32 protein-coding genes are annotated in these 25787 nt (G+C 44.2%); 25 read left to right on the forward strand and 7 right to left on the reverse strand.

Features of this window, described 5'->3' with window-relative positions; translation table 11 throughout:
- Positions 1-134: 134 nt before the first annotated feature.
- A complete protein-coding gene (gene ppsA / locus AC0L6V_RS00435; RefSeq protein WP_265216758.1) occupies positions 135-2531 on the reverse strand; it encodes a phosphoenolpyruvate synthase in 2397 nt (798 codons plus the stop codon).
- A gap of 238 nt (positions 2532-2769) precedes the next feature.
- Between ppsA and ppsR the strand changes: the two genes are divergently transcribed.
- The 18 genes from ppsR to AC0L6V_RS00525 all read left to right on the forward strand — a co-directional run bounded on the left by ppsR (position 2770) and on the right by AC0L6V_RS00525 (position 15873).
- Entirely contained in the window at positions 2770-3573 is an 804-nt protein-coding gene (gene ppsR / locus AC0L6V_RS00440; RefSeq protein ID WP_111606367.1) for a posphoenolpyruvate synthetase regulatory kinase/phosphorylase PpsR, read from the forward strand.
- A gap of 410 nt (positions 3574-3983) precedes the next feature.
- Positions 3984-6557 carry a ribonuclease R gene (gene rnr, locus AC0L6V_RS00445; protein ID WP_418139057.1) on the forward strand — a complete coding sequence of 858 codons (2574 nt, stop codon included), beginning with the start codon at positions 3984-3986 and terminating at the stop codon, positions 6555-6557.
- Between the two features lie 46 nt (positions 6558-6603).
- Positions 6604-7371 carry a 23S rRNA (guanosine(2251)-2'-O)-methyltransferase RlmB gene (rlmB, locus tag AC0L6V_RS00450; RefSeq protein ID WP_111606365.1) on the forward strand — a complete coding sequence of 256 codons (768 nt, stop codon included), beginning with the start codon at positions 6604-6606 and terminating at the stop codon, positions 7369-7371.
- Between the two features lie 12 nt (positions 7372-7383).
- Complete coding sequence (gene cobT / locus AC0L6V_RS00455) at positions 7384-8448, forward strand: nicotinate-nucleotide--dimethylbenzimidazole phosphoribosyltransferase (RefSeq protein ID WP_265216761.1); 1065 nt, start codon at positions 7384-7386, stop codon at positions 8446-8448.
- 50 nt (positions 8449-8498) lie between these two features.
- Entirely contained in the window at positions 8499-8678 is a 180-nt protein-coding gene (locus AC0L6V_RS00460; protein ID WP_418138668.1) for a hypothetical protein, read from the forward strand.
- Positions 8653-9285 (forward strand): adenosylcobinamide-GDP ribazoletransferase, encoded by a 633-nt coding sequence (locus AC0L6V_RS00465; RefSeq protein ID WP_418138669.1) that lies wholly within the window; start codon positions 8653-8655, stop codon positions 9283-9285. The genes AC0L6V_RS00460 and AC0L6V_RS00465 overlap by 26 nt, the downstream gene beginning before the upstream one ends.
- Positions 9282-9875, forward strand: coding sequence for a histidine phosphatase family protein (locus AC0L6V_RS00470; protein ID WP_265216764.1), 594 nt, complete (start codon positions 9282-9284; stop codon positions 9873-9875). The genes AC0L6V_RS00465 and AC0L6V_RS00470 overlap by 4 nt, the downstream gene beginning before the upstream one ends.
- 70 nt (positions 9876-9945) lie before the next feature.
- Entirely contained in the window at positions 9946-10560 is a 615-nt protein-coding gene (locus tag AC0L6V_RS00475) for a trimeric intracellular cation channel family protein (protein ID WP_111606361.1), read from the forward strand.
- A gap of 34 nt (positions 10561-10594) precedes the next feature.
- The gene (gene cobO / locus AC0L6V_RS00480; RefSeq protein ID WP_265216766.1) at positions 10595-11224 is read left to right on the forward strand and encodes a cob(I)yrinic acid a,c-diamide adenosyltransferase; all 630 of its coding nucleotides are present in this window, start codon (positions 10595-10597) and stop codon (positions 11222-11224) included.
- A gap of 265 nt (positions 11225-11489) precedes the next feature.
- Positions 11490-11933 (forward strand): tetratricopeptide repeat protein, encoded by a 444-nt coding sequence (locus AC0L6V_RS00485; protein ID WP_111606359.1) that lies wholly within the window; start codon positions 11490-11492, stop codon positions 11931-11933.
- A 22-nt stretch (positions 11934-11955) separates the two neighbouring features.
- The gene (locus tag AC0L6V_RS00490) at positions 11956-12174 is read left to right on the forward strand and encodes a hypothetical protein (protein WP_265216767.1); all 219 of its coding nucleotides are present in this window, start codon (positions 11956-11958) and stop codon (positions 12172-12174) included.
- Between the two features lie 107 nt (positions 12175-12281).
- Positions 12282-12593: a S24/S26 family peptidase gene (locus tag AC0L6V_RS00495; RefSeq protein WP_265216768.1), complete on the forward strand. Its 312-nt coding sequence runs from the start codon at positions 12282-12284 to the stop codon at positions 12591-12593.
- A 105-nt stretch (positions 12594-12698) separates the two neighbouring features.
- Positions 12699-13319, forward strand: a complete 621-nt coding sequence (locus AC0L6V_RS00500) for a YitT family protein (protein WP_409419196.1) — start codon at positions 12699-12701, stop codon at positions 13317-13319.
- A gap of 136 nt (positions 13320-13455) precedes the next feature.
- On the forward strand, positions 13456-13986 hold the full coding sequence (locus tag AC0L6V_RS00505; protein WP_265216769.1) for a GNAT family N-acetyltransferase: 531 nt from the start codon (positions 13456-13458) through the stop codon (positions 13984-13986).
- Between the two features lie 26 nt (positions 13987-14012).
- Positions 14013-14702 carry a pseudouridine synthase gene (locus tag AC0L6V_RS00510; RefSeq protein WP_265216770.1) on the forward strand — a complete coding sequence of 230 codons (690 nt, stop codon included), beginning with the start codon at positions 14013-14015 and terminating at the stop codon, positions 14700-14702.
- Between the two features lie 27 nt (positions 14703-14729).
- Positions 14730-14876: a hypothetical protein gene (locus AC0L6V_RS00515; protein ID WP_265216771.1), complete on the forward strand. Its 147-nt coding sequence runs from the start codon at positions 14730-14732 to the stop codon at positions 14874-14876.
- Positions 14860-15096 (forward strand): DUF2750 domain-containing protein, encoded by a 237-nt coding sequence (locus AC0L6V_RS00520; RefSeq protein WP_265216773.1) that lies wholly within the window; start codon positions 14860-14862, stop codon positions 15094-15096. Before AC0L6V_RS00515 ends, AC0L6V_RS00520 begins: the two co-directional genes overlap by 17 nt.
- A 147-nt stretch (positions 15097-15243) precedes the next feature.
- Positions 15244-15873, forward strand: coding sequence for a TetR/AcrR family transcriptional regulator (locus AC0L6V_RS00525; RefSeq protein WP_265216774.1), 630 nt, complete (start codon positions 15244-15246; stop codon positions 15871-15873).
- Here the strand turns inward: AC0L6V_RS00525 and AC0L6V_RS00530 are convergent.
- Positions 15870-17891: a hybrid sensor histidine kinase/response regulator gene (locus AC0L6V_RS00530; RefSeq protein WP_418138670.1), complete on the reverse strand. Its 2022-nt coding sequence runs from the start codon at positions 17889-17891 to the stop codon at positions 15870-15872. The two genes, AC0L6V_RS00525 and AC0L6V_RS00530, sit on opposite strands and share 4 nt — an antisense overlap.
- Positions 17857-19338 (reverse strand): SLC5/6 family protein, encoded by a 1482-nt coding sequence (locus AC0L6V_RS00535; protein WP_418138671.1) that lies wholly within the window; start codon positions 19336-19338, stop codon positions 17857-17859. The genes AC0L6V_RS00530 and AC0L6V_RS00535 overlap by 35 nt, the downstream gene beginning before the upstream one ends.
- Before the next feature lie 217 nt (positions 19339-19555).
- On the opposite strand from AC0L6V_RS00535, the gene AC0L6V_RS00540 reads away from it, so the two are divergent.
- The 5 genes from AC0L6V_RS00540 to AC0L6V_RS00560 all read left to right on the forward strand — a co-directional run bounded on the left by AC0L6V_RS00540 (position 19556) and on the right by AC0L6V_RS00560 (position 22796).
- Positions 19556-19918, forward strand: a complete 363-nt coding sequence (locus AC0L6V_RS00540; RefSeq protein ID WP_265216778.1) for a DOPA 4,5-dioxygenase family protein — start codon at positions 19556-19558, stop codon at positions 19916-19918.
- A gap of 41 nt (positions 19919-19959) precedes the next feature.
- On the forward strand, positions 19960-20388 hold the full coding sequence (locus AC0L6V_RS00545) for a GNAT family N-acetyltransferase (protein WP_265216779.1): 429 nt from the start codon (positions 19960-19962) through the stop codon (positions 20386-20388).
- Positions 20389-20648: 260 nt separating this feature from the next.
- Entirely contained in the window at positions 20649-21131 is a 483-nt protein-coding gene (locus AC0L6V_RS00550; RefSeq protein ID WP_111606349.1) for an FKBP-type peptidyl-prolyl cis-trans isomerase, read from the forward strand.
- Positions 21132-21308: 177 nt separating this feature from the next.
- Positions 21309-22151, forward strand: coding sequence for a DUF6279 family lipoprotein (locus AC0L6V_RS00555; RefSeq protein WP_265216781.1), 843 nt, complete (start codon positions 21309-21311; stop codon positions 22149-22151).
- Between the two features lie 21 nt (positions 22152-22172).
- On the forward strand, positions 22173-22796 hold the full coding sequence (locus AC0L6V_RS00560; protein WP_265216782.1) for a uracil-DNA glycosylase family protein: 624 nt from the start codon (positions 22173-22175) through the stop codon (positions 22794-22796).
- Here the strand turns inward: AC0L6V_RS00560 and AC0L6V_RS00565 are convergent.
- Both AC0L6V_RS00565 and AC0L6V_RS00570 read right to left on the reverse strand, forming a co-directional pair.
- Positions 22777-23229 carry a GNAT family N-acetyltransferase gene (locus tag AC0L6V_RS00565; RefSeq protein WP_265216783.1) on the reverse strand — a complete coding sequence of 151 codons (453 nt, stop codon included), beginning with the start codon at positions 23227-23229 and terminating at the stop codon, positions 22777-22779. The two genes, AC0L6V_RS00560 and AC0L6V_RS00565, sit on opposite strands and share 20 nt — an antisense overlap.
- Positions 23230-23271: 42 nt before the next feature.
- On the reverse strand, positions 23272-23643 hold the full coding sequence (locus tag AC0L6V_RS00570) for a glutathione S-transferase N-terminal domain-containing protein (RefSeq protein ID WP_265216784.1): 372 nt from the start codon (positions 23641-23643) through the stop codon (positions 23272-23274).
- A gap of 175 nt (positions 23644-23818) precedes the next feature.
- Between AC0L6V_RS00570 and AC0L6V_RS00575 the strand changes: the two genes are divergently transcribed.
- Entirely contained in the window at positions 23819-24070 is a 252-nt protein-coding gene (locus AC0L6V_RS00575) for a TIGR03643 family protein (protein ID WP_265216785.1), read from the forward strand.
- A gap of 121 nt (positions 24071-24191) precedes the next feature.
- The gene (locus AC0L6V_RS00580; RefSeq protein ID WP_265216787.1) at positions 24192-24710 is read left to right on the forward strand and encodes an Mpo1 family 2-hydroxy fatty acid dioxygenase; all 519 of its coding nucleotides are present in this window, start codon (positions 24192-24194) and stop codon (positions 24708-24710) included.
- Between the two features lie 153 nt (positions 24711-24863).
- Here AC0L6V_RS00580 and AC0L6V_RS00585 read toward each other — a convergent pair whose 3' ends face one another.
- Together AC0L6V_RS00585 and AC0L6V_RS00590 are read right to left on the reverse strand one after the other, a co-directional pair.
- Complete coding sequence (locus AC0L6V_RS00585) at positions 24864-25067, reverse strand: RSP_7527 family protein (protein ID WP_265216788.1); 204 nt, start codon at positions 25065-25067, stop codon at positions 24864-24866.
- A gap of 194 nt (positions 25068-25261) precedes the next feature.
- On the reverse strand, positions 25262-25735 hold the full coding sequence (locus AC0L6V_RS00590; protein WP_409419199.1) for an Lrp/AsnC family transcriptional regulator: 474 nt from the start codon (positions 25733-25735) through the stop codon (positions 25262-25264).
- Positions 25736-25787 lie beyond the last annotated feature (52 nt).

Below are 25787 nucleotides of genomic sequence, written 5' to 3' on the forward strand. Positions count from 1 at the left end.
ACTACGATAAGGTCACACGCTGCTTTTACACAGCATTCTGATCTGGTGCTGTATTAAAAAACACAACACCAAACGCAGACTGGTTCCCCGTTACGCCATGTCTGGTATTACGGCGACGTAACGGGAAGATTTCTTTAAATAGCTTTGTGGTTCAGTTCGTTGTTTTTCAGTACTTCATCAAGGTGTAGCCAAGTTTCGATGACGGTGTCTGGGTTAAGAGACATGCTTTCGATGCCTTGGGCGACGAGCCAGTCGGCGAAGTCGGCGTGGTCGGATGGGCCTTGGCCACAGATGCCAACGTATTTACCTTGTTCACGACAGGCTGTGATCGCCATTTTGAGCAATTTTTTAACCGCTGGGTTACGTTCGTCGAATTTGTCGGCGATCAATCCTGAGTCGCGGTCAAGTCCGAGTGTTAGCTGGGTTAAGTCGTTAGAGCCAATGGAGAAGCCGTCGAAGAATTCAAGGAACTCGTCAGCCAGTAGGGCGTTAGACGGCAGTTCGCACATCATGATGACTTTCAGACCGTTTTGACCTCGAGCTAAGCCTTGTTCGGCAAGCAGTTCGGTGACTTGTTGCGCTTCTTCTAAGGTGCGTACAAACGGTATCATGATTTGTACGTTGGTTAAGCCCATGTCGTTACGAACGCGGCGGATGGCTTCACATTCTAGGGCGAAGCAATCACGGAACGAGTCGTCGATGTAACGCGCCGCACCACGGAAGCCAAGCATGGGGTTTTCTTCGTCTGGTTCAAACAACGGACCACCAACAAGATTGTGGTATTCGTTTGATTTGAAGTCGGACAAGCGAACAATCACGGGCTTTTTAGAGAAAGAACACGCCAGTGTTGCAACGCCTTCGACCAGTTTGTCGACGTAGAATTCCACAGGGCTGTTGTAGCCGGCGATGCGGTGGTTGATTTCTTCTTGCAAGGCTGGCGTCATGTCAGCGTAATTCAATAAGGCCTTCGGGTGAATGCCGATCATACGGTTGATAATGAACTCTAAGCGCGCCAAGCCGATGCCGGCGTTTGGTAGCATGGCGAAGTCGAAGGCGCGGTTTGGGTTTCCTACGTTCATCATGATTTTTACGGGTAATTCAGGCATGTTGCCCACTTCAGACGTGATCACGTCGAATGGCAGTTCACCCTTGTAGACGAAGCCCATGTCGCCTTGAGAGCAAGATACGGTGACGATTTGACCATCTTTCAATACCTCTGTGGCATCGCCACAGCCAACGACGGCTGGAATGCCCAGTTCACGCGCAATAATCGCTGCGTGACAGGTGCGACCACCGCGGTTGGTGACAATCGCCGAAGCGCGCTTCATGATGGGTTCCCAATCTGGATCGGTAATGTCGGTTACCAGAACGTCGCCTGGTTGAATGCGATCCATTTCAGTAATGGACGATAATACTTTCACCGCGCCGGTGCCAATTTTGTGACCAATGGCGCGGCCGGTAATCATCACTTGAGAGGTTTTCTTTAGGTTGTAACGTTCCATGCTTTGCGCGTTGGCTTGGCTACGAACGGTTTCTGGACGCGCTTGGACAATGTATATCTTGCCGTCGATGCCGTCTTTTGCCCACTCGATGTCCATAGGGCGTTTGTAGTGTTTTTCAATAATGCACGCTTGGCGAGCAAGGTCTTCAATTTCGTCGTTGGTTAGGGCGAAACGGTTTTGGTCATCCAAAGCAACGGGAACGATTTTAACGAATTCTTCGCTGCCCGCTTCGGCGTATTCCATTTTTTGCGCTTTGCTGCCTAGGCTTTTGCGAACCACCGCTGGGCGGTTGGCTGCCAGTGTTGGCTTGTGAACGTAGTATTCGTCTGGGTTGACGGTGCCTTGCACCACCATTTCACCAAGGCCGTAAGCGGCGGTGATGAAGACGACTTCGTCAAAGCCTGATTCTGTGTCGAGGGTGAATAGCACACCAGATGCACCGATATCACTGCGTACCATTTTTTGAATGCCAGCGGATAGAGACACGCCTTGGTGTTCAAAGCCTTGGTGTACGCGGTAGGAAATCGCGCGGTCGTTAAATAGAGAAGCAAACACGCGTTTGATAGAGGCTTTGATGTCTGCCAAGCCTTTCACGTTTAGGAAAGTTTCTTGTTGGCCAGCAAAAGACGCATCCGGCAAATCTTCCGCTGTGGCAGAAGAGCGTACAGCAAATGAGGTATCGTCTGCGTTGTCATCACAAAGCATGGCGAAAGCCGTTTCGATCTCTTGGTCAAACTCAGCTGAGAACGTGGCGTCTTCAATCCATTGGCGAATTTGTACGCCTGTTTCTGCAAGGGCATGAACATCGTCCACGTCCAATGCGTCTAGTGCTCGATGGATTTTATCGTTTAGGCCACTTTCTGTAATGAAGCTTTGATAAGCATAGGAAGTAGTTGCGAAACCGTTTGGTACTTGAATACCTAGGTCTGTCAGGTTGGAAATCATTTCACCTAAAGAGGCGTTTTTGCCGCCTACTTCACCGACATCTTCCATATGAAGATCTTTAAACCACTTAATAAATTTGCTCACAAGGGACTCCAGTTATTTTTTCTTATTAAAAGAATATGGCTGGTTGGCCAAAATATGGCAGGGTTGCCAAGCGGACATCAGGCATTAATCAAATCGCTATGGGCTCTTGTCAAAGCGCTGAGTCTGAGTTCATTGTATGTAGGCTGGTTGCTTTGAATAAAATCGATTATTCGATGTTGTTTTATTTCAATCGAAAAAATTAATGTTGTTAGATAACAACAAAAATGGGAAAAAACGCATGAAAGTGTACTTTGTATCAGATGGGACCGCGATCACCGCAGAGGTGTTTGGATCGGCCATGTTGTCATTTTTTGATGTGGCGGTAGAAACCAAAAGTGTGCCTTTTTTGGCTACCAAAGATCAGGCGGAAGGCTTGAAGCAACAAATTAATATGGAAATGCAACAAGGCATTGCCTTGCTGGTGTTTTATACCATTTCCGATGCGGCTATCCGCGATATTATCGATTCGTGTGATTGTCATTGTTATAACTTATTTGGGGATTTGTTGTCACCGATTGAGCAAGCTTTGGGCGTGAAAGCGCAGCCAACAGCGCAAAAAGCCCATGGTATGAAAGAGGGCGTTTATGATGCTCGGATAGACGCGATCAACTATGCGCTGGCCAATGACGATGGCGCGTCGGTGAAGAATTTTGCTGAAGCCGATATTATTTTGTTGGGTGTATCGCGTTCAGGAAAAACGCCAACCAGTTTGTACTTGGCGATGCAGTACGGTATCAAGGCGGCAAATTATCCCATTACTGAAGATGATTTTTCCACGCCAGGTTTGCCTAAGGTGTTAAAGGATCATAAGAAAAAGCTGTTTGGTTTGACCATAGACGCCCAGCGTTTGCATGAAATTCGTACAGGTCGGATGGCCGCGAGTAAATACGCTTCCGCTCGCCAATGTCGCTACGAAGTGGATGAAGTGGAGTCCTTGTATCGACAAGAGCGCATTCCTTTTTTGAATTCGACCAAACTCTCTGTGGAAGAAATTTCCACCAAAGTCATGGCGGAGATGAATTTGGTGCGTCATAGGCAGTAAGAAAAGCGCCATGAAGTGATCGAATAATTCGATGGGTCCATGGTTTTTGCTTGAAATTTAGACAAATAATTCATCAAAATATTTCGTTTAGTCGAAAATGACTTAAGGAACAGTGGAAAAAAATACTCCAATAACGAGTTATAAGACAGGTTTGTTGTGTTATTACCAAATTTATCCCGATAGAGTGTGCAGATAATGCTAAGAGCAGCGCGAACTTGAAGAGTATTTGGTGAATATGCTCTATAATGACCATTAATTGAGCGCGTCAGTGGCAGGCTAGAGTTGATAGCTAAGTACGACAAATGCTCTGAATAGTGAGATGTTCATATTTCTATTTTATAAAAGGGCGTCTTATTGATAAAACCAAGGATAAAAATACATTGAGTAATAATAAAATTAACGATCCACATATGCAGCGAGAAGCGTCTAAGTACGATAACCCCGTACCAAGCCGCGAATTCATTTTAGAATTTCTTGCCACCCAGAATAAAAGCATGGGGCATTTAGAGTTATGCAAAGAGTTTTCGCTGACTGGCGAAGACGAAATTGAAGCCCTCCGTCGTCGTCTCATCGCCATGTGCCGAGACAATCAAATGACCAGCAATCAAAATGACGAATACTCGCCGATTTTAGAAAGTGATCTAATTGAGGGTTACGTTCAAGGTAATAAAGAAGGCCATGGCTTCTTGTTGCGTCAGAGTGATGACGATATTTTTCTATCGGCCCGTCAAATGCAAAATGTGATGGACGGCGATAAAGTAAAAGTGCGACTGTCTGGTCGCAGCGTTAAAGGTCGCTTAGATGGTGTCGTGGTTGAAGTTATAGAACGCAAGCACAGCCAGTTAGTAGGGCGTTTTTATCAAGAAACCCATCGCGACGGCAGCAGTGCGGCTTTCGTTACGCCAGAAAATCCTCGTATCGCCCAAGATATCTTGATTACTACCGATTCCGGTTTGTCGCCGAAACACGGGCAATATGTGTTGGCTGAAATCGTCTCCTATGCGGAACGTGGTAAGCCAGCTCAAGGTCTAGTAAAAAAAGTGCTTGGCGACTTTATGGCGCCAGGTGTTGAAATCGAAGTGGCTATGCACCGTTATGAGATCCCTCATGAATGGCCCGCTGCGGTTGAAAAACAAATCAAGAATTTAAGCACCGAAGTGGCAGAAGAAGATAAAGCGCATCGTATTGATTTGCGCGATACGCCTTTTGTGACGATCGATGGTGAAGACGCTCGTGACTTTGATGATGCTGTGTATTGTGAAAAAACACCGGGTGGTTGGAAGCTGTTCGTGGCGATTGCCGATGTGTCTCATTATGTGAAGAAAGACACTGCTTTAGATGAAGAAGCGATTGTGCGCGGTAACTCTGTGTATTTCCCTGGTCGCGTTATTCCTATGCTGCCAGAGGTATTGTCGAATGGTTTGTGCTCTTTAAACCCTGATGTAGATCGTTTGGTCATGGTGGCAGAGATTTCGTTAACCACCAAAGGCAAGATGCGCGGCTACAAATTTTATGAAGGTGTGATTCGTTCCCATGCCCGTTTGACCTATTCAAAAGTGGCGAAAATGATCGCTGCTGAGCCAGAAGAACAAGGCATTGAATTGCGTGAGCGTTACGCGTCTATTGTGTCGCATATTGATGATTTAAATGGTTTGTACCAAACACTGAGAAGTGCTCGTGATGAACGCGGTGCGATGGAGTTTGATACCGTTGAAACGCGCATGGTGTTCGATGAAAACTCGAAGATTGAGCACATTATTCCGGTCGAACGTAATGATGCACACAAACTGATTGAAGAGTGTATGTTGTGTGCCAACGTGGCGACCGCTGAGCTTCTTATGAAAGCCAATCTGCCTGCCTTGTATCGTGTTCATGAAGGGCCAAAAGACGATCGTTTGTTGACCCTTCGTACTTATTTGGGTTTGCTGGGATTGGAGTTAACCGGTGGCACCAAGCCGACTCCGGCCGATTACGCAGCGTTATCGGAAGCGATAAAAGACCGTGCAGACGCCCGCAGTATTCAAACTATGATGCTGCGTTCTATGTCACAGGCCGTGTATCAGCCGGATAATTTGGGTCACTTTGGTCTGAATTATGAAGCTTATACGCATTTTACATCGCCTATTCGTCGTTATCCTGATTTGTTGGTGCACCGTGCGATTCGGTATTTGATTCGTGGCGAAGGTCGACCCGCGGTGCGTCAGGCGCATCGTGTGGCGGGCAGTTTAGAAATTAAAGCGCGTAAAATTTATGGCTATACCGATGCCGATATGGACAGCTTAGGTGAATCTTGTTCTCTGACCGAGCGTCGTGCCGATGAGGCTACTCGTGACGTAGAGGCTTGGCTGAAATGCCAATACGTTGAACAGCATTTGGGTGAAGCCTTTGAGGGGGTTGTCACGGCGGTAACGTCGTTTGGTTTGTTTGTTGAACTGCAAGGTTTGTTCGTTGATGGTTTGGTGCATATATCAGGGCTTGGACAAGATTATTTTGTTCATGACATAGAGCATCAGGCGATTATCGGTGAACGCACTGGTCGAGTTTTCCGTCTTGGCGACACCTTGAAAGTACGTGTGGCGAGTGTCAATTTAGAACAGCGTAAAATTGATTTGAGTTTGGATGAGAATACCACTCGTCAACCACGTAAAAAAGTAGAACGTAATGAAATGTCCGAGCTGGAAATGCAACTAGCTCAGTTACCGCCTATTGAGCTGGGTGGCCGCCCTAAGCCTAAGTCTGTCGATAAAGCTCAAAGCACTAAGTCCAAAGAGGGCAAAGCGGCACAAGAAGGCAAAGAATCAGACGGAAAAGCGAAGAAAAAGCGTCGTTCACCAGTTTCTAAAGGCAAACGTGTTAGACAGAAAAAATCGTCTACTGCTGCAGCTGCGAGTGGTAAGCCAGCGTCAGCGGTGAAAAAGCCGAAAAAACCAAAGAAACCAAAGAAGCCGAAAAAGAATAACGCCAAGCCACGCGCGAAAGATTGATTGGAATAATAGGGGGATTCAGTCCCCCTAATTGATAGAGAAAACAATGTCAGATTTAGAATGGATATACGGCATACATGCCGTGGAAAATGCGTTGAATCAGCAGCCAGAACGTATCAAAGAGGTGCGTTTTCAAGAAGGCCGTGATGATAAGAAAACTCAGCGTTTAATGCAGTTGTGTAAAACCGCAAAAGTGCGCCACAGTGTGGTGCCTCGTCGCGACCTAGATCAATTATTTACGGCCACCAAAGATCGAGTGGTTCACCAGGGTGTCGTCGCTTATACCACGATGAACAAAGCCGGTAACGAGGCGGATTTGCACACGTTAGTGGCAGGTTTAGATGAGAACCCATTGATCATTATTCTTGACGGCGTAACAGACCCGCATAACTTGGGGGCCTGTTTGCGTAGTGCTGATGCCGCTGGTGCCCATGCGGTTGTGATGCCAAAGGACAATTCTGCGCCATTGAATGCAACGGTAAGCAAGGTAGCTTGCGGCGCCGCTGAAAGTATACCGGTTTATGCGGTGACCAACTTAGCTCGCACTATGAAAAAGTTACAAGACCAAGGTGTATGGATTTTCGGCACCGCGGGGGAAGCGACACAAACCATTTACGAGCAAGACTTAACCATACCGACGGCCATTGTTATGGGCGCAGAAGGGGATGGCATGCGTCGTTTGACTCGTGAACAATGTGACTATTTGGTGAAGCTGCCGATGGCGGGTGTGGTTTCTAGTTTGAATGTGTCTGTTGCGACTGGCGTTTGTCTCTACGAAGTCGTGCGTCAACGTGCTGTTAAAGCCAAAGTCTAGAGGACACAAAGCGTGTTTAAACAGTTTAGTATCCAAGCGCCTTCTGCGGTGATTGAAACCGAGTTACAGCACAAGATCGACAATAAAACGAAGCCATTAGGGGCATTAGGGGATTTAGAAAGCATTGCTTTTCAGCTTGGTAAAATCCAGCAAACATTGATTCCCAATGTCTCTAAGCCAAAAATGATCGTCTTTGCCGCGGATCATGGTGTGGTGGCGCAGGGCATTAGTCTGTTTCCTCAAGAAGTTACCCCGCAAATGGTGATGAACTTCTTAATGGGCGGTGCGGCGGTGAGCGTGTTTTGTGCTCAACACAATGTGCCGTTACGTGTTGTCGATGTGGGTGTGAATGCACAACTGAATGAACACCCGCTGTTGGGCATACGTAAAGTGGCATTTTCTTCGAAAGATTTCAGTCAACAAGCCGCGATGACAAGTCATGAGTTGGAAAAAGCCATTCAGGCAGGTGTTGATGAAGCCAATCTTGCTATTGATGATGGTGTGAATTTGTTGATGTTCGGCGAAATGGGCATCGGTAATACTTGTGTGTCTTCTTGTATGATGACGGCGTTGATAGGCGTGAGTGCGATAGACTGCGCGGGTCGTGGAACGGGGTTGGATTCTGCGGGTGTTTCCCATAAAGCACAGGTTATTGAGCAATCTTTGACTCGAGCGGAACAGGTCACTGGTCAAAAACGATCCGCATGGAGTGCGCAAACTCTTGCGGAGCAAGTCGGCGGCTTTGAAATTCTTGCTATGGCGGGCGCTATGTTGCAATCGGCTCAGCGTCAAACCGCCTTTGTGGTAGATGGGTTTATTTGCTCTGTGGCGTTATTGTTTGCTCAGAAGATCGCGCCGCATGTGCGTGACTATGCGATTTTTGCCCATCAATCCAATGAAAAAGCCCACAAGCTGCTGCTTGATCATTTACAAGCAGAGCCAATTTTATCGTTGGATCTGCGTTTGGGAGAGGGCTCTGGTGCCATTTTGGCGTATCCTTTAATCCAGAGCGCCTGCTTGTTTTTAAAAAACATGGCAAGTTTTGAAAGCGCAGGCGTTAGCGGTTCTGAGCAATAAATCATCGGCATAGGGCTGAATCAGCAATAACTAGGTTAAAATAAACAGACATGAAAGGCATGATTATTGGTCCTTATTGGCAGGGCTTTAAACGTAGTGTTGTTACCTATACTCGCATTCCATTAAAAGTTGATTGGGATGACAATATAAAGCACATCCCAGCGGTGTGCTTTTTGCCGTGGATTGGATTATTGGTTGGGGCTCTTGAGTGCTTGGCCATTATGGTTTGATTGGTCAGCTTCATTACAGGCGTTATTGATGTTGCTGACGGCGGTGTTGCTGACGGGGGGCTTTCATGAAGATGGCTTGATGGACAGCTGTGATGGTTTAGTCGGTGGTTGGGACAAAGAGCAGCGCTTAGCGATCATGAAGGATTCTCGTATCGGGAGTTATGCCGCTTTGTCTATTTGGTTTTCTTTGTCTTTGAAGTGGGCGCTACTCAGTGAGTTGTTGAATGTTATTCCCAGTTCCTTTTTGGGGTTTATTTATACCCTAAGTGGTTGGTGCGCTGTGCATGTCATCGCTCGATTTATCCCTATCGTGCTCATGAATACGTTAGCGTATGTGAGCATGGGGCAAAGTAAGGCATCGAGTATGATTGCTAAGTTAGAGTCAGGTCAGTGGCTGCTTGCTTTAGCGCCTTGTGTGCTAGTTGGTGTATTGGCCTTTAGCTTACTTGATATGATCGTGATGTTCATTTTTACTGCCGTGTTAATTTTTTTGATGCGACTTTATTTGCGTAAAAAAATCGCTGGTTTTAATGGCGACACGTTGGGGGCCAGTGAGCAAATTGGCGAGATTTTCGTTATTCTGTGTTTGCTGGTGTCCTACTCATGAAACTGTATTTGATTCGTCATCCAAAGCCTGATGTTAAGAAGGGCTTGTGTTATGGCGATATGGATGTGCCATTGGCTGCGGGTTGGGAAGTGGGAGCGCAAGCTTTAAAACAAGCCTTGCCCATTGAGTTTGATGGTGAGTCGAATCGGTGTTTTCACAGCCCATTAAGCCGAGCATCACGATTAGCCGAGTATATTGGCGAGGGTAGATCACAGGTTGTTGAGGCATTAAGGGAGCTGGATTTTGGTCATTGGGAGGGCTTGTGTTGGCAAGACATTCCAAAACAGGACATTGATATTTGGGCTGAGGACATTGTGCATGCTGCGCCGTATCATGGCGAGTCACTGCAAGTTGTGGCGGATCGTGTGTGGAGCTGGTGGTTATCGGTGAAAGATTTGCCGATGGAGAACTGTGTGTTGGTGGCTCATTCTGGTGTCATTAAGGTTTTCGTTAGTATGCTCTGCCATTGGCCTTTAGAGCAATGCCATCGAATTGATGTAGGGTTTAGCAGTGTAACGGAGTTGTCTATTCAAGGTGATTTTGTGGTGTTAAAGCGCTTAGGTGCGGGAGATTGGGTATCTAATCAGTGATGGGTGCTGTTTAGATGTTGGGTTTGGTGTTCGCCAAATCGTCTTAAGTTCGATTGAGAAAAAATTCAAGATGTTACTGTATCTGTTGGGTATGTTTGGGATTGCTGCGTTTGCAATAACAGGGGTTATTTCGTCTGGTAAAAAAGACATGGACCTTTTTAGTGTTGTGTTTCTTGGTATGGTAACGTCCCTAGGGGGCGGTACGATTCGAGACACGGTCTTATCGGTTGAAACGGTTTATTGGGTGAAGGACACGTCCTATTTATGGGTGGCGTTTTTGTCTTCAACGCTGGCGTTTTTTACCGTGCGCTTTATTGAGGACAGGCAAACGGTTTTCCATTACGCTGATTCCTTTGGCTTGGCGTTGTTTACTGTGGTGGCAACAGAGAAAGTTTTGCTGCTTGGTTTTCCACCCACTATTGCCATTACCATGGGGATTATCACCGGTGTGGCGGGGGGCATTATTCGTGATGTGTTAAGTCATCGTCCACCATTGGTTTTAGGGCGAGAGTTTTATGCTACGCCAGCGTTTTTGGGCGCTCTGCTGTTAGTGTTACTTGAAAAAAACATACCGACACATGAGTTTAACTCGATTTACGCCGTGGCTTTGGTCTTTATACTAAGGGTCTTTGCGATACATAAAGATTTGTATTATCCAAGTTGGTTGTTGTACAAGAAAAAATAGTACAAGAAGAAATAGCATAAAAAAGAGATACAGTATGACGGATGAGAAAAAAAGCTCAGAGCAAGAAGCAGAACAAAGTGCAAAAAATGAAGCGCGTTTATTGAAGAAAAAAGCGGTTGTCGATCAACGTATAGCGGCTGCAACGCAAGAGCGCGGTGTTACTATTTTGCTTACAGGGAATGGTAAGGGCAAAAGCTCGAGTGCGTTTGGCACCATGGCTCGCGCCTTGGGACATGGTCAAAGATGTGCCGTTATTCAATTTATTAAAGGTCGCAAAGCCACGGGGGAGCAGTTGTTTTTTGGTTCGCATCCATTGGTTGATTTTCATGTTATGGGTCACGGCTTTACGTGGGAGACACGTAATCCTGAATTAGAGCAAGAAGCGGCAGAGCAAGCTTGGTCGTTAGCCAAGGACGTTTTATCGGATCCAAGTGTGCATTTTGTCTTGTTGGATGAAATCACTTATATGTACAAATATGGCTATTTAAATGAAGCGGATTTGATTGCTGCTTTGGCTGCGCGCCCCATTCATCAGAACGTGATGATGACAGGACGTACCGCTCCGCGGGTTTTATTAGACAGTGTCGATACTCACAGTAAAATTGCCAATGAGCGTCATGCGTTTGCCAATGGTGTTAAAGCACAAGTTGGCATTGAGTGGTAGTACTGGTGTTTTTGTCAGTGAGTCTTGATAGCTATTCTTCATGAAATAGCGCTTATTATGAAATAGCCATCCTTCCGGATGGCGGTTTCTTGTCTAAATTCCCCATTCGATTACGCCCTGTCGTCACAGCCATGAGTTCGTTTCTCTTAAGATAACAATTTTAAATGAGATTCATTCTCAAATTTTCTGGACTTATTTTGTTTCTTTTACGATAATGATTCTCATTAATTAATTTGCAGTGTCATCATCAATCGTGGAGAGAACTATGCAAGACTGGGAACGTTTAACAAGACAAGCGAATAAAGCTTATTCAAACCATGCTTTTTCAGAGGCTGTGGATTTAAATCGACAAGCATTGATGCAAGCCGAGCGCTCATTTGATGAAGATTTTTATCGAGATGCGGAATCGGCGGTTGCCGCTGCGGCGGTGAGTTTTTTGAACATTGCTGAGTCCTATACCGCATTAGGCGATTTTATGTCGGCCAATACTCAATATGAAAACGCCGTGAGCTTTTTACAAACTATCATTGTTCGACCTGATATGAGCGATGAGCAGCGTAATTTAATCATGAGAACCGCGACGCATATTCGATTCGAATGGGAGTTGTTCACTCAAAGTCATAGCAAGCATGTTTCGGCACAAAGTAAAGCGTTGATGCAAGCCTTGTCCAATGTTGTGTCTGTACCTAAGAATGCTGTGCGTCACTAATGACTTGCCTAAGAGAGATAAAATGCGGCCTATTTTTTTAGTTGTATGGGGCGGTTTGGGTCTGTTTATGAGTCATTTTACGCTAGCACATCAGAACTCAGCAGGTGATTGGTCGAGTGAGCCTATGAACCTTTTGGCTATGGTGATGGTTGCTGGCGTCATTATTGGGGGTTTTATTTATAAGCAGTGTGCGCGCTGGCGCAAACAGATGAAGAAGGAGAATAGCGATCATGATACATAGCGTGATTACCTGTCTTGATAAATGGATTGGGTTTGACGTGGCGTATGCCTAGTGTGAATGCCGTTAAAGTATATTGCGACAAGGTTAAAATTTAAAAAGGAGGGTATATGTTTCGTCTCATTAAAGTACAAGGCGAAAGCATGTCGCCAAGCTTGCATAATGGGGATTTTGTTTTTACGAGTCGTTGGTACCGTAAGTTAAAAATGGGTCATCTTGTCGTCGTTGATCATGCTTTATATGGTCTTATGGTAAAAAAAGTGCTGCATATTGCGCCAGATGGTCAGCTTTGGTTAGGGGGCGAAAGTAATAAAAGCCTACAATCAGAGCGTATTGGCTGGGTATCACCACGGCGTGTGGTTGGGAAAGTGATCGGTCGAATTCGTGCCAATCCAGTGTACAAAAAACAAGACACTTTATAAAAAACGGGCGAAAAATGCTTTGGTTGCTGATGTTGGTCTGATTAAGGTTTTTCTCTAAAATCCATGCTCGTTATTTTTACTTTATTATCGGGTTAGAGAGAATTCATGTCAGCAGTCGAACTTCCTAAGGTACAAAAACACACACGTCTTGAAGATGCCCAAGCAGTGCTTCTTGGTACCTTGATTATCGCCTTGGGCGTTAACCTTTACACCCATACAGGTTTGTTAACGGGGGGCTCGGCAGGATTGGCTTTTTTGATGAAGTATTCAACACCTTTAACTTTTGGCCAAGCATTTTTCTTAATTAATCTTCCTTTCTATATTTTGGCGATTATGCATTTTGGTTGGGAATTCACCATCAAAACCTTTTTATCGGTATTTTCTCTGTCTGTTTTTGCGGATATTACACCTATGCTGGTGAGCTTTGATCAGGTGAACCCTTTTTATGCCAGCGTAGCTGGTGGGTTTTTGATGGGCGTCGGTTTTTTAATGCTGTTTCGTCATAATGCCAGTTTGGGTGGGCTGAATATCTTGGCGCGTTATCTGGCTGAAAAATATGGTATTTCCATGGGGAAATTCCAAATGGCCGTTGATTGTACTATTGTGCTGTTGTCTGTGTTCGTGGTGGACTTCACTTTGATTATTATTTCGGTTATTGGCGCGGTGGCATTAAATATGATTATTGCGGTCAATCATAAGCCAGGGCGCTATATGGGAAATGTTTAAAAAGCACGTTATGAATCTAGGAAGGCGGCGTAAGTCGCCTTTTTTATGGCTTTAGTTTGCCTAATTCGTGTTGACGTTTCCTAACGGAGCCTCGCTAAGGTATTATTGTATCTATCTAAAAGACGAGGAAAAGAGTTTGGAATTACTCAAAGTAGACAACCTTAACCCTTACCTAGATGATCTTATCGAATTACTTTGTGATGCGGTTGATTCCGGTGCGCCAATTGGTTTTTTGCCACCTATGAGCGAGTCTGAAGCCAAAGCCTATTGGTTAAGCGTTAACGATGATTTGCAAGCTAATGCTCGTCAAGTCTTATTGATTCGTGAAGACAATAAAGTAGTTGGTAGTGTGCAAATTGCCATGTCGCCTAAAGCCAATGCATTGCATCGCTGTGATGTGGAAAAACTCATGGTGCATACGCAAGCGCGAGAGCATGGACTCGGTAGTATGTTGATGCAGGGGGTTGAACGTGTTGCCGCCTCTTTGCAGCGTCAGCTACTGATATTGGAAGTGAGAAGCGACGATATAGCTCACGACATGTACGTTAATATGGGCTATATTCCGTTTGGTGAAGTGCCTGGGTACACGCGCAGTGCGAATGGTATGCTGCATAACGCGACCTTCTTCTATAAAGAAATTGAAACCACTCACGAAGTATTTTCTTAATTTAAACAAAGCCATAGGCGATTCCCTTGAGACTTGATTTTTATTTATCCCACGTGACCGATTTGGCACGTAAAGCAGCCAAAATTGCGGCATCAAAAGGCCGTGTTACGGTGAATGGTATTGTGGTTAAAAAAGCTAATTATACTGTGCAAGAAGGGGATCAAATTTGCCTTGATGATGAGCTGTTAGCATGGCCGTCTGAGGGGTACTATTTATTGCATAAACCTGCGGGTTATGTTTGTGCTACCCAAGATTCAGACCATCCAACCGTGTTGGATCTTTTGCCTTCTCATCTAGGACAAGAGTTAAAAATTGTTGGCCGTCTTGATAAAGACACCACGGGGCTTTTGCTACTGACAACAGACGGTCAATGGCTACATCGAATTACCTCTCCACGTAATGCTTGTAACAAGCGCTATCGTATGATGTTAGCGGACCCGATCAGTGATGCCGATCTTAAACGACTGGAAGACGGTGTGATGCTTAATGGTGAATCGCAGCCAACATTGCCAGCAGTCGCTGAACGTATTAGCGATTGCGATATTTACTTGACGATTCAAGAAGGTAAATATCATCAAGTAAAACGTATGTTGGCAGCCGTCGGTAATAAAGTTGAAGAGCTTCACCGCGATCAAATAGGACCGTTATCACTGGATGCTGATATGCAAGCAGGTGAGTTCCGTGCCTTAACAGAAGATGAAGTGCTTTACTTTTAAACAACGTTTTAATTAAGAGATTGAATAATGAAAGAATTATCGATGGATGAACGTGTTCAATTATTGGTCGCGCCTGATAGCGAACGATTAGCGTATTTTGTTGAGCAAGCGAAAGCCACGGGGGGTATGGAGTTTAAGTATCGAAGAAGATTTCGTCATGGGGGAAACCGATGAGGGAAACTTTGTTATGGTATGGCCAGATGAAGCATTTGCAGCACAATGGGCGACCGAAGATTGGGAAGAGTGTGATCCTGTATCAATAACACTAGATGAGTTTAAAGATATTTGGTTGCCAAAGTTGATGGCAGCTAAGGTCACTATTGCGGTTTTTCCAAATATTGAAGATGAAGGCAAGCTATCAACAGCACAAGAGTTAACGGATTTACTGGCTTAATATAGAAATAACCCCTTCCTAACCCTCCCTTCAAAGACATAAGGATAAGGGAATGAGACAAAACTATCCCTGCTAAAGGGGAGGTTGGGAGGGGGCGTCTTGCTTTAGTACTGTTCACAAAAATACAAATAAGGACTTAACTCCCCCATGAGCAAACGTCAAAATCATCGTGAAGAAGTCTTTGTTAAAATACTCGATGCCGCGGAAGTCGAGTTTGGTTTGAAGGGCTACAATGGTGCAAGTCTTCAGCATATCGCTGAACGTGCTGGGTTGCCTAAACCTAACATCATTTATTACTTTCAGTCCAAAGCCAATCTGTACAAACAGGTACTTGATCAGACATTAATGGGCTGGAATGATTTGTTTGATAAGGCGACGCTAGAGGACGATCCAGCTGTGGTGTTAGACAGCTTTATTCGTGTAAAACTTAAGCAAAGCTTTGAGAAAGGTGGCGCCTCAAGGTTATTTGCCATGGAGGTGATTAGTGGCGCATTACATATTGGTGATTATTTAAAAGAAGAGCTTAGGCCTTGGTTTTCGTCTCGAGTTGAATTGCTTCAAGCTTGGATGGATGCGGGTAAAATGCGTCAATGTGATCCAGCTAGTGTGATTTATATGATATGGGCAACAACTCAACATTACGCTGACTTTGAAGCCCAAGTGCTGGCCTTAAGCGGTATTGAGTCGCTTGGAGACGAAGATCTACAGCGTATTGGTGATACGGTGAGTAGTATTATTCTCGCTGGTTGTGGTTTAACTCTGCCTGCTAAAGATTAACGTTTGTTATTTGTACTCTCTCTTAGTTGATGAATATGTTGAACCAAAGCCCGTAATTTTGCGGGTTTTGCAGGTTTGGCCATATAAGTGATTTGTTGCTGCTTACATAGCTCGACCAGTTCTGGGTCGCGCAAGGCTGTAATCAAGACGGCAGGGATGGTTTTTCCAGCTCGTGTGCGCAGCTCTTTGATCAAAGATAAACCGTCCTTGTTATCATCAAGGTGGTAGTCAACCAAGAGTAATTCTGCTTCGCCCTCGGCTTCTAGCGCATCGTGATAGCGGTTAAAGGTACGACAATCGCATTGCCAATGGGTGAGTAGTGTATGCATGGCGATAAGGTTGTTTTTCTCATCATCGATGCACCAGACATAACAATGCGCTAGCTTTTCATGGGACGTTTTTGTGACTTGCGGGGCTTGTATATGTGTAACATGGTTACTTTGAGCTAAGGGTATACCAATACTGAAGCAGCTTCCTTTGCCGGGAACAGAGTGTATTTCCGTGGCTAATCCGAGTTGTTTTTGCATACGGCGAACCAAGCCTAACCCTAACCCCATGCCCGGCTCTTGGGTGTTTTCCCAACGGTAAAAGTCGTCAAAGATTTTCTTTTGCTCGCTTGCAGGAATGCCAACACCTGTGTCCCATACCTGTAAATAAACGACACCTGAACGTGGTCTAACACTTAATAATACTCGTCCTTTTTGTGTATATTTTACGGCGTTTGAGACAAAATTTTGTATGATTCTACGCAGGTAAATAGGGTCTGTGTGCACTCTAAAAGGTCGTAAATGGGTCGTTAATCTGATGTTTTTACTCTCAGCGATGACACCAAATTCCGCTACGATCGGGGCTAGAATATCGAGTAAGTTACAGTCGACTAATTTAGGTTGAATCGCCCCTTGATCTAGACGTGCAATTTCAAGCAATGTTGAGATAAGAGCTTCGGTGGATTCTAATGAATCGGACAGTTTCCCGATGACTTGATTGGTATCATGGGGGAGTTCGGTTGATTGCAAAATGCCCATATAAAGTTTGGCAGCGTTAAGTGGCTGTAAAATATCATGGCTGGCTAAGGCAAGAAATTCAGTCTTAGAAGCATTGGCTTGTTCTGCTTCTGCTTTGGCACTAATAAGTGCTTTTTCTGCTTGATTACGACGTTCGATCTCCTGCATCAGTTCATTGTTTACACCTTGCACTTCTACGGTACGAGCTTCAACCCGCTTTTCTAGATCTATGTTGGCTTCTTTTAGCGCTTGTTGACTTTCAATGTGCTCCGTCACATCAGTGAAACTGGTAACGAAACCGCCATCAGGTAGCGGGTTGCCGACCATTTCGATGACGCGACCACTTGCTCTGCGGCGCAGAAAACGGTGAGTTGTGCCTTTCCTTAGGTGTTCTAAACGCTTATTAACCAGTTCTTCGATATCACCGACACCGCATTCACCGCGTTCTGCATTGAAGCGAATTAGGTCTTCAACGGGTAAACCGACTTTTAGCATGCCTTCTGGATAAGGGTAGAGAGAAAGATACGTTTTGTTCCACGCAACGATTCTTAGTTCTTTATCAACCACGCTAATGCCTTGATCTAGATTGTCCATGGAAACGAACAATAGATTCTGGCTAAATTGGATAGCCTGGGTGGTCTCATCCAAGTAGGTGACCATTTCTTCTACCTTGATTTGTTTATCGATCAAGATGGAATTGATAATGGTGCGGGCCGATGAGCCTCCCAAGACGCCACCTAATATACGTTCACAATAATCAACAAATAAACGATTTGGTGCCGCGTTAGAGGGTATACCCTGACTATAATCTTGCTCAAAACTTGATAGGACTTGCTGGCTTTTTTGTTTGCCCAAAAAGGTTTCCAGTAGCACGAAGAAATCGCCATTGGTGGCTTTGCTTTTGGGCTTGAAAAAGCCTTTTTCCAGTTCGGTAGTTGGGCTGACAAAAGCCGTTGCTTGAATTCGATCAATTAAACGTTCAGTAGCCAGTAACGAGCTCCACGACGTAACCAAAAATATTTGCCAATAGACTAATAAAAGCCCCATAACTGATTAATTCAGAACGAGATTGAGCGCTATACAACGCCCAGTCCATGTTGCCTGCCAATGGCAACATCATTAAAAGCATCCATGCCAAGAAGCCCAGTGTTAAACCTGCATACACACCATGTGCGTGAGCGCGCTTCCAATATAAGCCACCTAATACTGCAGGCATTAGTTGTAAGACCAATGAGAAGGCCAAGATACCCGTGCCTGCCAAAGATTCATTGTTGGCCATTTTTTGGTAATACAGAAAGGAGAGAACAAGAATTCCTACCATGGCAAAGCGGCGAATCATTAATATGCGTCGTCGATAAAGGGGCAAAGCTTGTTGCTGGGCACTGGCGCGAGCCAGCATCAGTGGCAAGATAACATCGTTACTGATCATGATGCTAAGGGCAAACGTGGCAATGATGATCATTGCTGTGGTAGCTGACATACCGCCAAGAAAGATCAACATTTGCAGAGGGAGGTTGTCTGAGACTAAAGCGAACTGAATAACGTAAGTATCTGGATTAATGTCAGCAGAAAACAAGCTCTGCCCTGCAATAGCTATGGGCGGGATGATGACGGCAAAAATTAACAAATACAGAGGGAATAACCAGCGTGCTGTGTTGGACTGTTGGTTATTTTGATGGTCGACAACTGTAACGTGAAATTGTCGTGGTAGACAAATGACCGCAGCTGCTGACATGAAGGTTTGCATCAAGAAGGGGAAGGACAAAAATTGTTCGGATCCCCAGACTGAAAAATCGACATTTTTGCCTAATTCATCGATATTCAATTCTTGCGTCATCATGATGGCCACCAAACCGACAGCAACAATGGCGATGATTTTAAACAAAGACTCCGCGCCGATTGCCAACATCATGCCCGAACGATATTCCGTAACTTCTACCTTTCGAGTGCCAAATAACATGGCAAATATGCCCATTAAAATAGTGGCAATCAGTACCACGACACTAGTCGATGATTCGTCTTGATTAACAAAAAGTGCAAAGTTGGAGCCAATGGCCTTTAATTGCAAGGCAATATAAGGGATGACTGCCAGCATACTAATGAGTATCACCAATGGCGCAGTCATTGGACGTTTGCCATAGCGAGAAGAAATAAAGTCGGCAATGGAGGTGATGTTCTGTTTGCGGCTAACGGTAATCATTTTGCGTAATAAGGGGAAAGCAAACAAGTACAAAAGAATAGAGCCCAACAGAATGGGCAAATAGCTCCAACCAGAGCGCGACGCTTCGCCAATGGCACCGTAAAATGTCCAAGCGGTACAATAGATCGCCAAAGACAAGCTGTAGACTAGAGGATGCCGCGTCAGTTTTTTCGCTGTCGGGCTTTCTTTATCGCCCCAGATGGCAATCCAGAACAGGCCCAGAACATAAAGGATGGCTAACAGAATCCAGAAAACCGTCATTGCATACATTACCTGAATTTAGACTGGTGCGTCAGTGTTGTTTGCGTTAAATGTAACACAGTCGATTCAATAATCCTCTACGACTTAGGTCGTGTAGCTTAGGTTGCGATTGTTTCTTACTTGGTAATACTGCCTTTTGAATAAGAGGCTAAGGTCACGTGATAAGTAATGTTACACTGCTTGATACTGATTTTGGAAAAACAAGGTAGGAGGCATTATGGGCCATTTTCCGTTGCACAATGACATCAAAGCCTTTCATGCGCATCTTTATTATATTGATGAGGAGGGGATGAAAATGGCTAAGAATTTGGCGGAGCAAGCCGCTGAATTATTCGATATTCGCGTAGGACGTTTCCATCAACAGCCCGTAGGACCTCATCCGGTTTGGAGCTGTCAGTTATCTTTTGCTGCAGAAACGTTTGGTCAAATAATTCCCTGGTTGATGTTAAACCGGCAATCGTTAGATGTGTTTGTGCATCCGTTAACAGGCAACGAATACGTGGATCACACACAAGGGGTTAGCTGGTTAGGTAAATCTTATGAACTTGATGTCTCTCAGTTCATGCCGCCGAGTGAATAAGTTTTGTGCAAACTGATGAATAAATGGCGTAGTAAGAAGTAATGGATATTCGATTAGCTATATTGAAAGACGCCAAGACCATTGCTGAAGTTGCTTCAGCATTAGGTTATCAAAACACGGTATCAGAAGAGCTTGCCATAAAACGCCTTGAGCGATTGCTTGCCTCTAGTAATGACAAAGTTTGGGTTGCTGAACTTAATGGTCAACTTATCGGCTGGCTGCATGCTCAGCATGCTTTTCGAGCGGCTTCAGCAGACTTTATTGAAATCCTTGGTTTGTCTGTATCGGATCAAGCCAGATTAAAAGGTGCGGGGCGAGCTTTGGTCGAACAAGCGAAAGCGTGGGCTTTAAGTGAAAAGATAACATTACGAGTGCGTACTAATGATATTCGTGATGGTGCAAAAAAGTTTTATACTGCACTAGGGTTTTCCATCACAAAAACGCAATCTGTCTTTCAAATTGACAATTAAACCTTACCTAAGGTCAGAACAACTTGGTTTTTTTGATTTTTTTAAAATATTTGTGCAAGATCCCTTTAAAAATCGTCGAACGTACCAAACTTTTAGGTTTGTACGGTAGTTATTGAGCTTATGGGACGTTATCATAATGCCACAAACTATTGTTTGGGTTCGTGTTGTGGCGGTGTAACGCTTATTGTTGAAAGTTAAGATTTGCTTGTATCAAGCGCTCGTTCCCTTGTTATTCATTATTTATTCATTAGGAGAATACAATGCAAATTACAGAAAACACCGTTGTTAGCATGCACTACACCTTGACTGACGAACAAGGGCAACAACTTGACTCTTCTGTTGGACAAGAGCCTTTAGTATTTTTAAGTGGCGCGCAAAACATCATTGATGGATTGGACAAAGCCCTACAAGGCAAAGCCGCTGGTGACAAGCTTTCTGTATCTGTTGCCCCTGAAGATGGGTACGGCGCGGTTCATCAAGAGTTGATCCAAAAAGTGCCCACTGAAAACTTCCAAGGCGTTGACGAAATCCAAGTTGGCATGCAGTTCATGGCGCAAACACCTGGTGGTCAACAGCCCGTGACTGTTATTGCTGTAGAAGACGACGGTATCATGCTCGATGGTAACCACCCATTAGCTGGCAAAACATTGAACTTTGATGTTGAAATCATTGAGGTGCGCGCAGCATTGGCAGAAGAACTAGAGCACGGTCATGTTCACGGTGCTGGTGGTCATCACCACTAATCCTATTTCTTAGTAAATAGCCGAATGTAAAGTAAGCGGCTTCTGACTTGTTTTAATGACAAGCAGAAGCCGTTTTTTTATGCCTCAGAAACCAAAGTAATCCACTTGATCGATCCGCTCGTACAGAATAAATATATAATCCATTTATAATGCATAGCTTAAGGGATAGGATCACACATGAAGAAGGCTAGGTTACCTCTAGTGATAGTGCTTAGTTTTCTTTTGAGCGCCTGTTCGTCATCATTTGTCTATAACAACATTGATTGGTTACTCTATTGGTATCTAGGCGACTATGTCGATTTATCGCTAGATCAGAAGGCGGTGTTGGATGAACGTGTTGTCGCATGGCAAAGCTGGCATCGCTCTACGGAGCTTGAAAAGTATCAAGCTCAACTCAAACGGTTGAGAGTGAAATTCGCATCTGGCGCTCTCTCTGAGGAGCAATGGTTGAGCGAGTTCGAGGAAGCGCAGCAACATCTTCATCGTTTTCGTAGTAAAATTGCGCCAGAGCTGGCTGGTATTGCTCAACAATTGTCTGTCGCTCAGGTGGAAGGGGCGTTATCTGCATGGAGTAAAAAAAGACACGAGCGTCAGTCTGAGTTCGAAAAACGAACAGAAGCAGAGCGGTTAATTCGCCAAGAAGAGCGTTTGACGGAATTTGTTGAAGATAATGTGGGTGAGTTAACCAAACTACAGAGCAGTATTATTAACACCTACGCACCGAGATTTCTATCAACGAACAATGAGCGAACGGCATATCACACCTCTTTACAAAATGTGATAAGAGATATTTTTGCCAATCGAGATACATTTGAATTTGAACAGCAACTTGCTGATCTTATCCGTCATCCAGACCAATACAAAACACCACAATATCAGGCTATTTTAGATCGCAACGCACGCTTGTATGCTCAAATGCTGGCAGAGCTGAGCAGCACGTTTACTCAAAAACAAAAATTAACGCTCGATGATAAACTAGAAGAGAAGATTAATCTCATTGGGGATTTGATTTCAGATTAGGGGTATCAGGGACAACGCACAATGGCAGAGACTTTTAATGATATTAAACAGGCGATTCTCACTTGTCATTCTTGTGCGGATACTCTGCCTTATCCCCCCAAACCCATTATTCAAATCCATCCTGACGCGAAATTATTGATTGCTGGTCAAGCGCCTGGAAAAAAGACGCATGATATTGGTCGGCCATTTGATGATCTAAGCGGAGATCGTTTACGAGACTGGCTTGGCATAACAAAGGACGAATTCTACGATGAGCATCAAGTCGCTATAGTGCCAATGGGTTTTTGCTTTCCCGGCAATACTTTTCATAAAAATGGTCCGTCAGCTGGTAAGCCGTCAGGCGATCTACCGCCTCGTCCAGAGTGCGCGATAAAATGGCGAGAAGCGGTATTGAGCCAGTTGCCTAATATTGAATTAACGATTGTGTTAGGGGCTTATGCGCAAGCCTACCATTTGGATCAATCTGGTAATGTAACGGAGCTGGTCATGCAATGGGCTTATTGGTTGGAGCAGGGCAAGTTGGTCTTGCCTCACCCCAGTCCAAGGAATAATCGTTGGCTGAAGCAAAATCCATGGTTTGAAGCCGAGGTGTTGCCTGAATTAAAAGCCCGTGTAAAAGCTCTTATCAGTAAGCCAGTCTCATAAGGCAATGCTCAATGCCATCTTCCATATATGGCTCGGATACTACTTCAAAACCATGGGACTGGTAGACCTTTTTAAGATGGAACTGAGCGCCAATTTTGATATTTGTGCTCGGCCAGAGATCAAATGTTTGCTTAATGGCTTGGTCTATGAGTGCATGTCCTATCTTTTCTTTTCGATATTGAGCAGCCACGACCACGCGACCAATACTGGTATGGTCTTCATAGCTATCGTCTTTTGCTAAGAGACGAGCATAGGCGACGATAGTGTTATCATGAATGGCATACAGATGTCGTGTTTCAGGCAATATATCTAAACCGTCAAGCTCTGGATAGGGGCAATTTTGCTCTACCACAAACACATCACAGCGCAGTTTTAGCAGCTGATAGAGCGTGTGAGTAGACAATTCACTAAAAGGTTTACAATGCCAGATCATGTTATTTTCCATGTGTGTTTGTTTTCTCGATCAACAAAGATATTAAGCAAAGCGATTTTCGAGATAACGAATGATCTGTGAAGACTCATACATCCATTCCACTTTACCGTCTTGCTCAATACGCAAGCATGGCACTTTGATTTTACCGCCACCTTGCAACAATGTTTCACGATGAGGAGAGCCTTCGGAAGCACTGCGTTTTTCGATTGGCAGATTGAGTTTGTACATGGCTCTGCGAGTTTTAATGCAAAACGGGCATGCGAAGAATTGATAAAGTGTTAGGTCTTGTACTTCTGTATTGATTTGTTGTTGTATTTCAGGTGTTCTTTTAAGCTTGGTTCCGCGCGTTAGAACGTCTGCGGTTGCAATGATGAGACCTAAAAGGTTTCGAATCAGTTTAATAAACAATTTCATATTGGGAGCTCGCTTTTACTATTGAGTCTTGCTATTTGATGGTCGCCATTCTAACGATAAAGTCCCCATTGTTTAAGTGTTACTCATAAATTATCGATAAACACAATTTGAGTCATCTGTTTGGTGAGTTGTTGCGTATTAGTTGCGACCTATTTTAGTAAGGATCATGAATGTTATGACACTATCTTCAAGCGAAGCATCAAGACTAATTGAAATGGCATGGGAAGACAGAACGCCATTTGAAGCGATCGAAACACAATTTGGAATGAGCGAGCCGCAAGTTATTCGTTTTATGAGAAGCAATCTCAAGCCAAGTAGCTTTAGACTGTGGCGAGAGCGTGTTAATGGTCGCCAGACTAAGCATTTACAACTTCGCGATCCAGCGGTAAGTCGAGGTTATTGTCGGGCGCAATATAAGCCAAGATGACGGCAGTGGTTTTAGAAGCCACTAGATAAAAAGCTGTCTTTGATATATCAATAAGTATCTTTTAATTCTTAATGAAATGCGTTTTACTGATACCAAATACAATAATAATAGGATCAGTAATATGAAAACGATAGTCGAACACTTATCTCAATATGCGTTTTATCATCAAGATAGGCGTAACGTTGCCACACACTTTGTTGGTATCCCGCTGATTGTTGTCGGGATTGCTGTTTTGTTGTCTCGTCCCCATTTTACCTTGCTAGAGATTGTTTTTACACCTGCTCTTATTGTTGCTCTTGCTAGCAGTGTTTTCTATATTCGTTTAGACAAATTGATTGGTGTTGTGATGACAATGTTGTTGGCGTTGGCCATTTGGTTTGCCGAGTTAGTGGCGGCACAAAGTACATCCATATGGTTCATCACAGGAGTAGGTTTGTTTGTAGTGGGTTGGGTGTTTCAATTTGTCGGGCATTATTTTGAAGGGAAAAAACCCGCCTTCTTGGACGATGTTATAGGGCTAATTATAGGTCCTTTGTTTGTCTTTGTTGAGCTTTTATTCTTACTTGGATTAAAACGAGATTGGAAAACAACAATAGAACAATACTGTCTCGGCAAAAATAATGCGATGAATAAAAAGTGATTTAAAATGGCATGGATTATATAGCAGAGAGTAGGGAAGCGCTTAATGTTTTTATTTTAGCGCCATTTCCTTATAAGCCTGTTGGAGTAAGCCAAAAAATCTGCTTATGAAAAGTAGACGCTTACCCAATAACTTTTTTAAATAACGTATCGATTAAGCGTGTTGAGCTGGAGAAGAAACCAATGCTGATTTAACTTTCATCGCTAGGTTTTTAACCGCTTTGATGGCAGAAGCAATACTAGCAACAATGTATTCAGCGCGTTCAGCACGAGCAATCGCTTCGTATTTTTCTGCGTCTGTTAGGTATGAAGTGTTAACATTTTTCAATAATTCTGCGATAGATTGGTTGTTTTTCATGATCTATTTCCTCGTTTATGGTTGTTTCAAAATGTCATCAAAACTCGTTCCGTTTTGATGACTTTATATTAGAAACTTTGGCTAAATAAGACAAACGATAAAAAATACACCGATACCTGAAAAAAACTAATCAATCGTTTAACTAATGGTTTTTGAATAATTAAAAGGCAGACACAGTAAGGCGTCACGTGTTTTTATGTGTTAGCTAACGGGCTGCCGTTTTGCTTTGCTGTGTCTAGGCGTATGTAGGATTTTGTGCTAACAACATCTGCATGGGCATAAAGTTGCTTGACCACCAGATCTGTGAATTGCGCCATGTCTTTGGCGCAAATTTCTACCATTAAGTCTACATCTCCAGTAACACCATGCACGCTCAGCGCGGCACTTTGTTGTTGCAAAAAATGCATTACATTTTCACGCGCGTTATTTTTATCTTTGCTTACAGTGACTAAGGTCCATGCCACGACGCTGTAGCCCAGTTTCTGGTAGTTTACTTGCGCTCGATAGCCACTAATGATGTCCATTTCTTCTAAATGGCGTAGGCGTCTTAGGCATTGCGATTGAGATAGGTTGATGATGTCTGCTAGCTGTGTATTGCTAAGGCGACCGTCTTTCTCTAATGCTTGAATGATTTTGTAGTCGGTGCGATCTAGGGTGATTTCTTTCATAAAAGGCTCAATTTAAACAAAAATCTTGTATTAGGTTATGAATTCTTCTTTT

This window comes from Marinomonas sp. G8-14, from assembly GCF_055808935.1.

Coding starts and splice junctions, on each gene's coding strand:
- AC0L6V_RS00590 (WP_409419199.1), bottom strand. CDS start 25,735: ATGAAAGAAATCACCCTAGATCGCACCGACTACAAAATCATTCAAGCA.
- AC0L6V_RS00525 (WP_265216774.1), top strand. CDS start 15,244: ATGAGCAAACGTCAAAATCATCGTGAAGAAGTCTTTGTTAAAATACTC.
- AC0L6V_RS00485 (WP_111606359.1), top strand. CDS start 11,490: ATGCAAGACTGGGAACGTTTAACAAGACAAGCGAATAAAGCTTATTCA.
- AC0L6V_RS00470 (WP_265216764.1), top strand. CDS start 9,282: ATGAAACTGTATTTGATTCGTCATCCAAAGCCTGATGTTAAGAAGGGC.
- rlmB (WP_111606365.1), top strand. CDS start 6,604: ATGTCAGATTTAGAATGGATATACGGCATACATGCCGTGGAAAATGCG.
- AC0L6V_RS00460 (WP_418138668.1), top strand. CDS start 8,499: ATGAAAGGCATGATTATTGGTCCTTATTGGCAGGGCTTTAAACGTAGT.
- AC0L6V_RS00545 (WP_265216779.1), top strand. CDS start 19,960: ATGGATATTCGATTAGCTATATTGAAAGACGCCAAGACCATTGCTGAA.
- AC0L6V_RS00495 (WP_265216768.1), top strand. CDS start 12,282: ATGTTTCGTCTCATTAAAGTACAAGGCGAAAGCATGTCGCCAAGCTTG.
- AC0L6V_RS00490 (WP_265216767.1), top strand. CDS start 11,956: ATGCGGCCTATTTTTTTAGTTGTATGGGGCGGTTTGGGTCTGTTTATG.
- AC0L6V_RS00475 (WP_111606361.1), top strand. CDS start 9,946: ATGTTACTGTATCTGTTGGGTATGTTTGGGATTGCTGCGTTTGCAATA.
- AC0L6V_RS00565 (WP_265216783.1), bottom strand. CDS start 23,229: ATGATCTGGCATTGTAAACCTTTTAGTGAATTGTCTACTCACACGCTC.
- cobO (WP_265216766.1), top strand. CDS start 10,595: ATGACGGATGAGAAAAAAAGCTCAGAGCAAGAAGCAGAACAAAGTGCA.
- rnr (WP_418139057.1), top strand. CDS start 3,984: ATGCAGCGAGAAGCGTCTAAGTACGATAACCCCGTACCAAGCCGCGAA.
- AC0L6V_RS00515 (WP_265216771.1), top strand. CDS start 14,730: ATGAAAGAATTATCGATGGATGAACGTGTTCAATTATTGGTCGCGCCT.
- AC0L6V_RS00570 (WP_265216784.1), bottom strand. CDS start 23,643: ATGAAATTGTTTATTAAACTGATTCGAAACCTTTTAGGTCTCATCATT.
- AC0L6V_RS00585 (WP_265216788.1), bottom strand. CDS start 25,067: ATGAAAAACAACCAATCTATCGCAGAATTATTGAAAAATGTTAACACT.
- AC0L6V_RS00555 (WP_265216781.1), top strand. CDS start 21,309: ATGAAGAAGGCTAGGTTACCTCTAGTGATAGTGCTTAGTTTTCTTTTG.
- AC0L6V_RS00560 (WP_265216782.1), top strand. CDS start 22,173: ATGGCAGAGACTTTTAATGATATTAAACAGGCGATTCTCACTTGTCAT.
- AC0L6V_RS00575 (WP_265216785.1), top strand. CDS start 23,819: ATGACACTATCTTCAAGCGAAGCATCAAGACTAATTGAAATGGCATGG.
- AC0L6V_RS00535 (WP_418138671.1), bottom strand. CDS start 19,338: ATGACGGTTTTCTGGATTCTGTTAGCCATCCTTTATGTTCTGGGCCTG.
- AC0L6V_RS00540 (WP_265216778.1), top strand. CDS start 19,556: ATGGGCCATTTTCCGTTGCACAATGACATCAAAGCCTTTCATGCGCAT.
- AC0L6V_RS00580 (WP_265216787.1), top strand. CDS start 24,192: ATGAAAACGATAGTCGAACACTTATCTCAATATGCGTTTTATCATCAA.
- AC0L6V_RS00520 (WP_265216773.1), top strand. CDS start 14,860: ATGGGGGAAACCGATGAGGGAAACTTTGTTATGGTATGGCCAGATGAA.
- AC0L6V_RS00500 (WP_409419196.1), top strand. CDS start 12,699: ATGTCAGCAGTCGAACTTCCTAAGGTACAAAAACACACACGTCTTGAA.
- AC0L6V_RS00550 (WP_111606349.1), top strand. CDS start 20,649: ATGCAAATTACAGAAAACACCGTTGTTAGCATGCACTACACCTTGACT.
- ppsR (WP_111606367.1), top strand. CDS start 2,770: ATGAAAGTGTACTTTGTATCAGATGGGACCGCGATCACCGCAGAGGTG.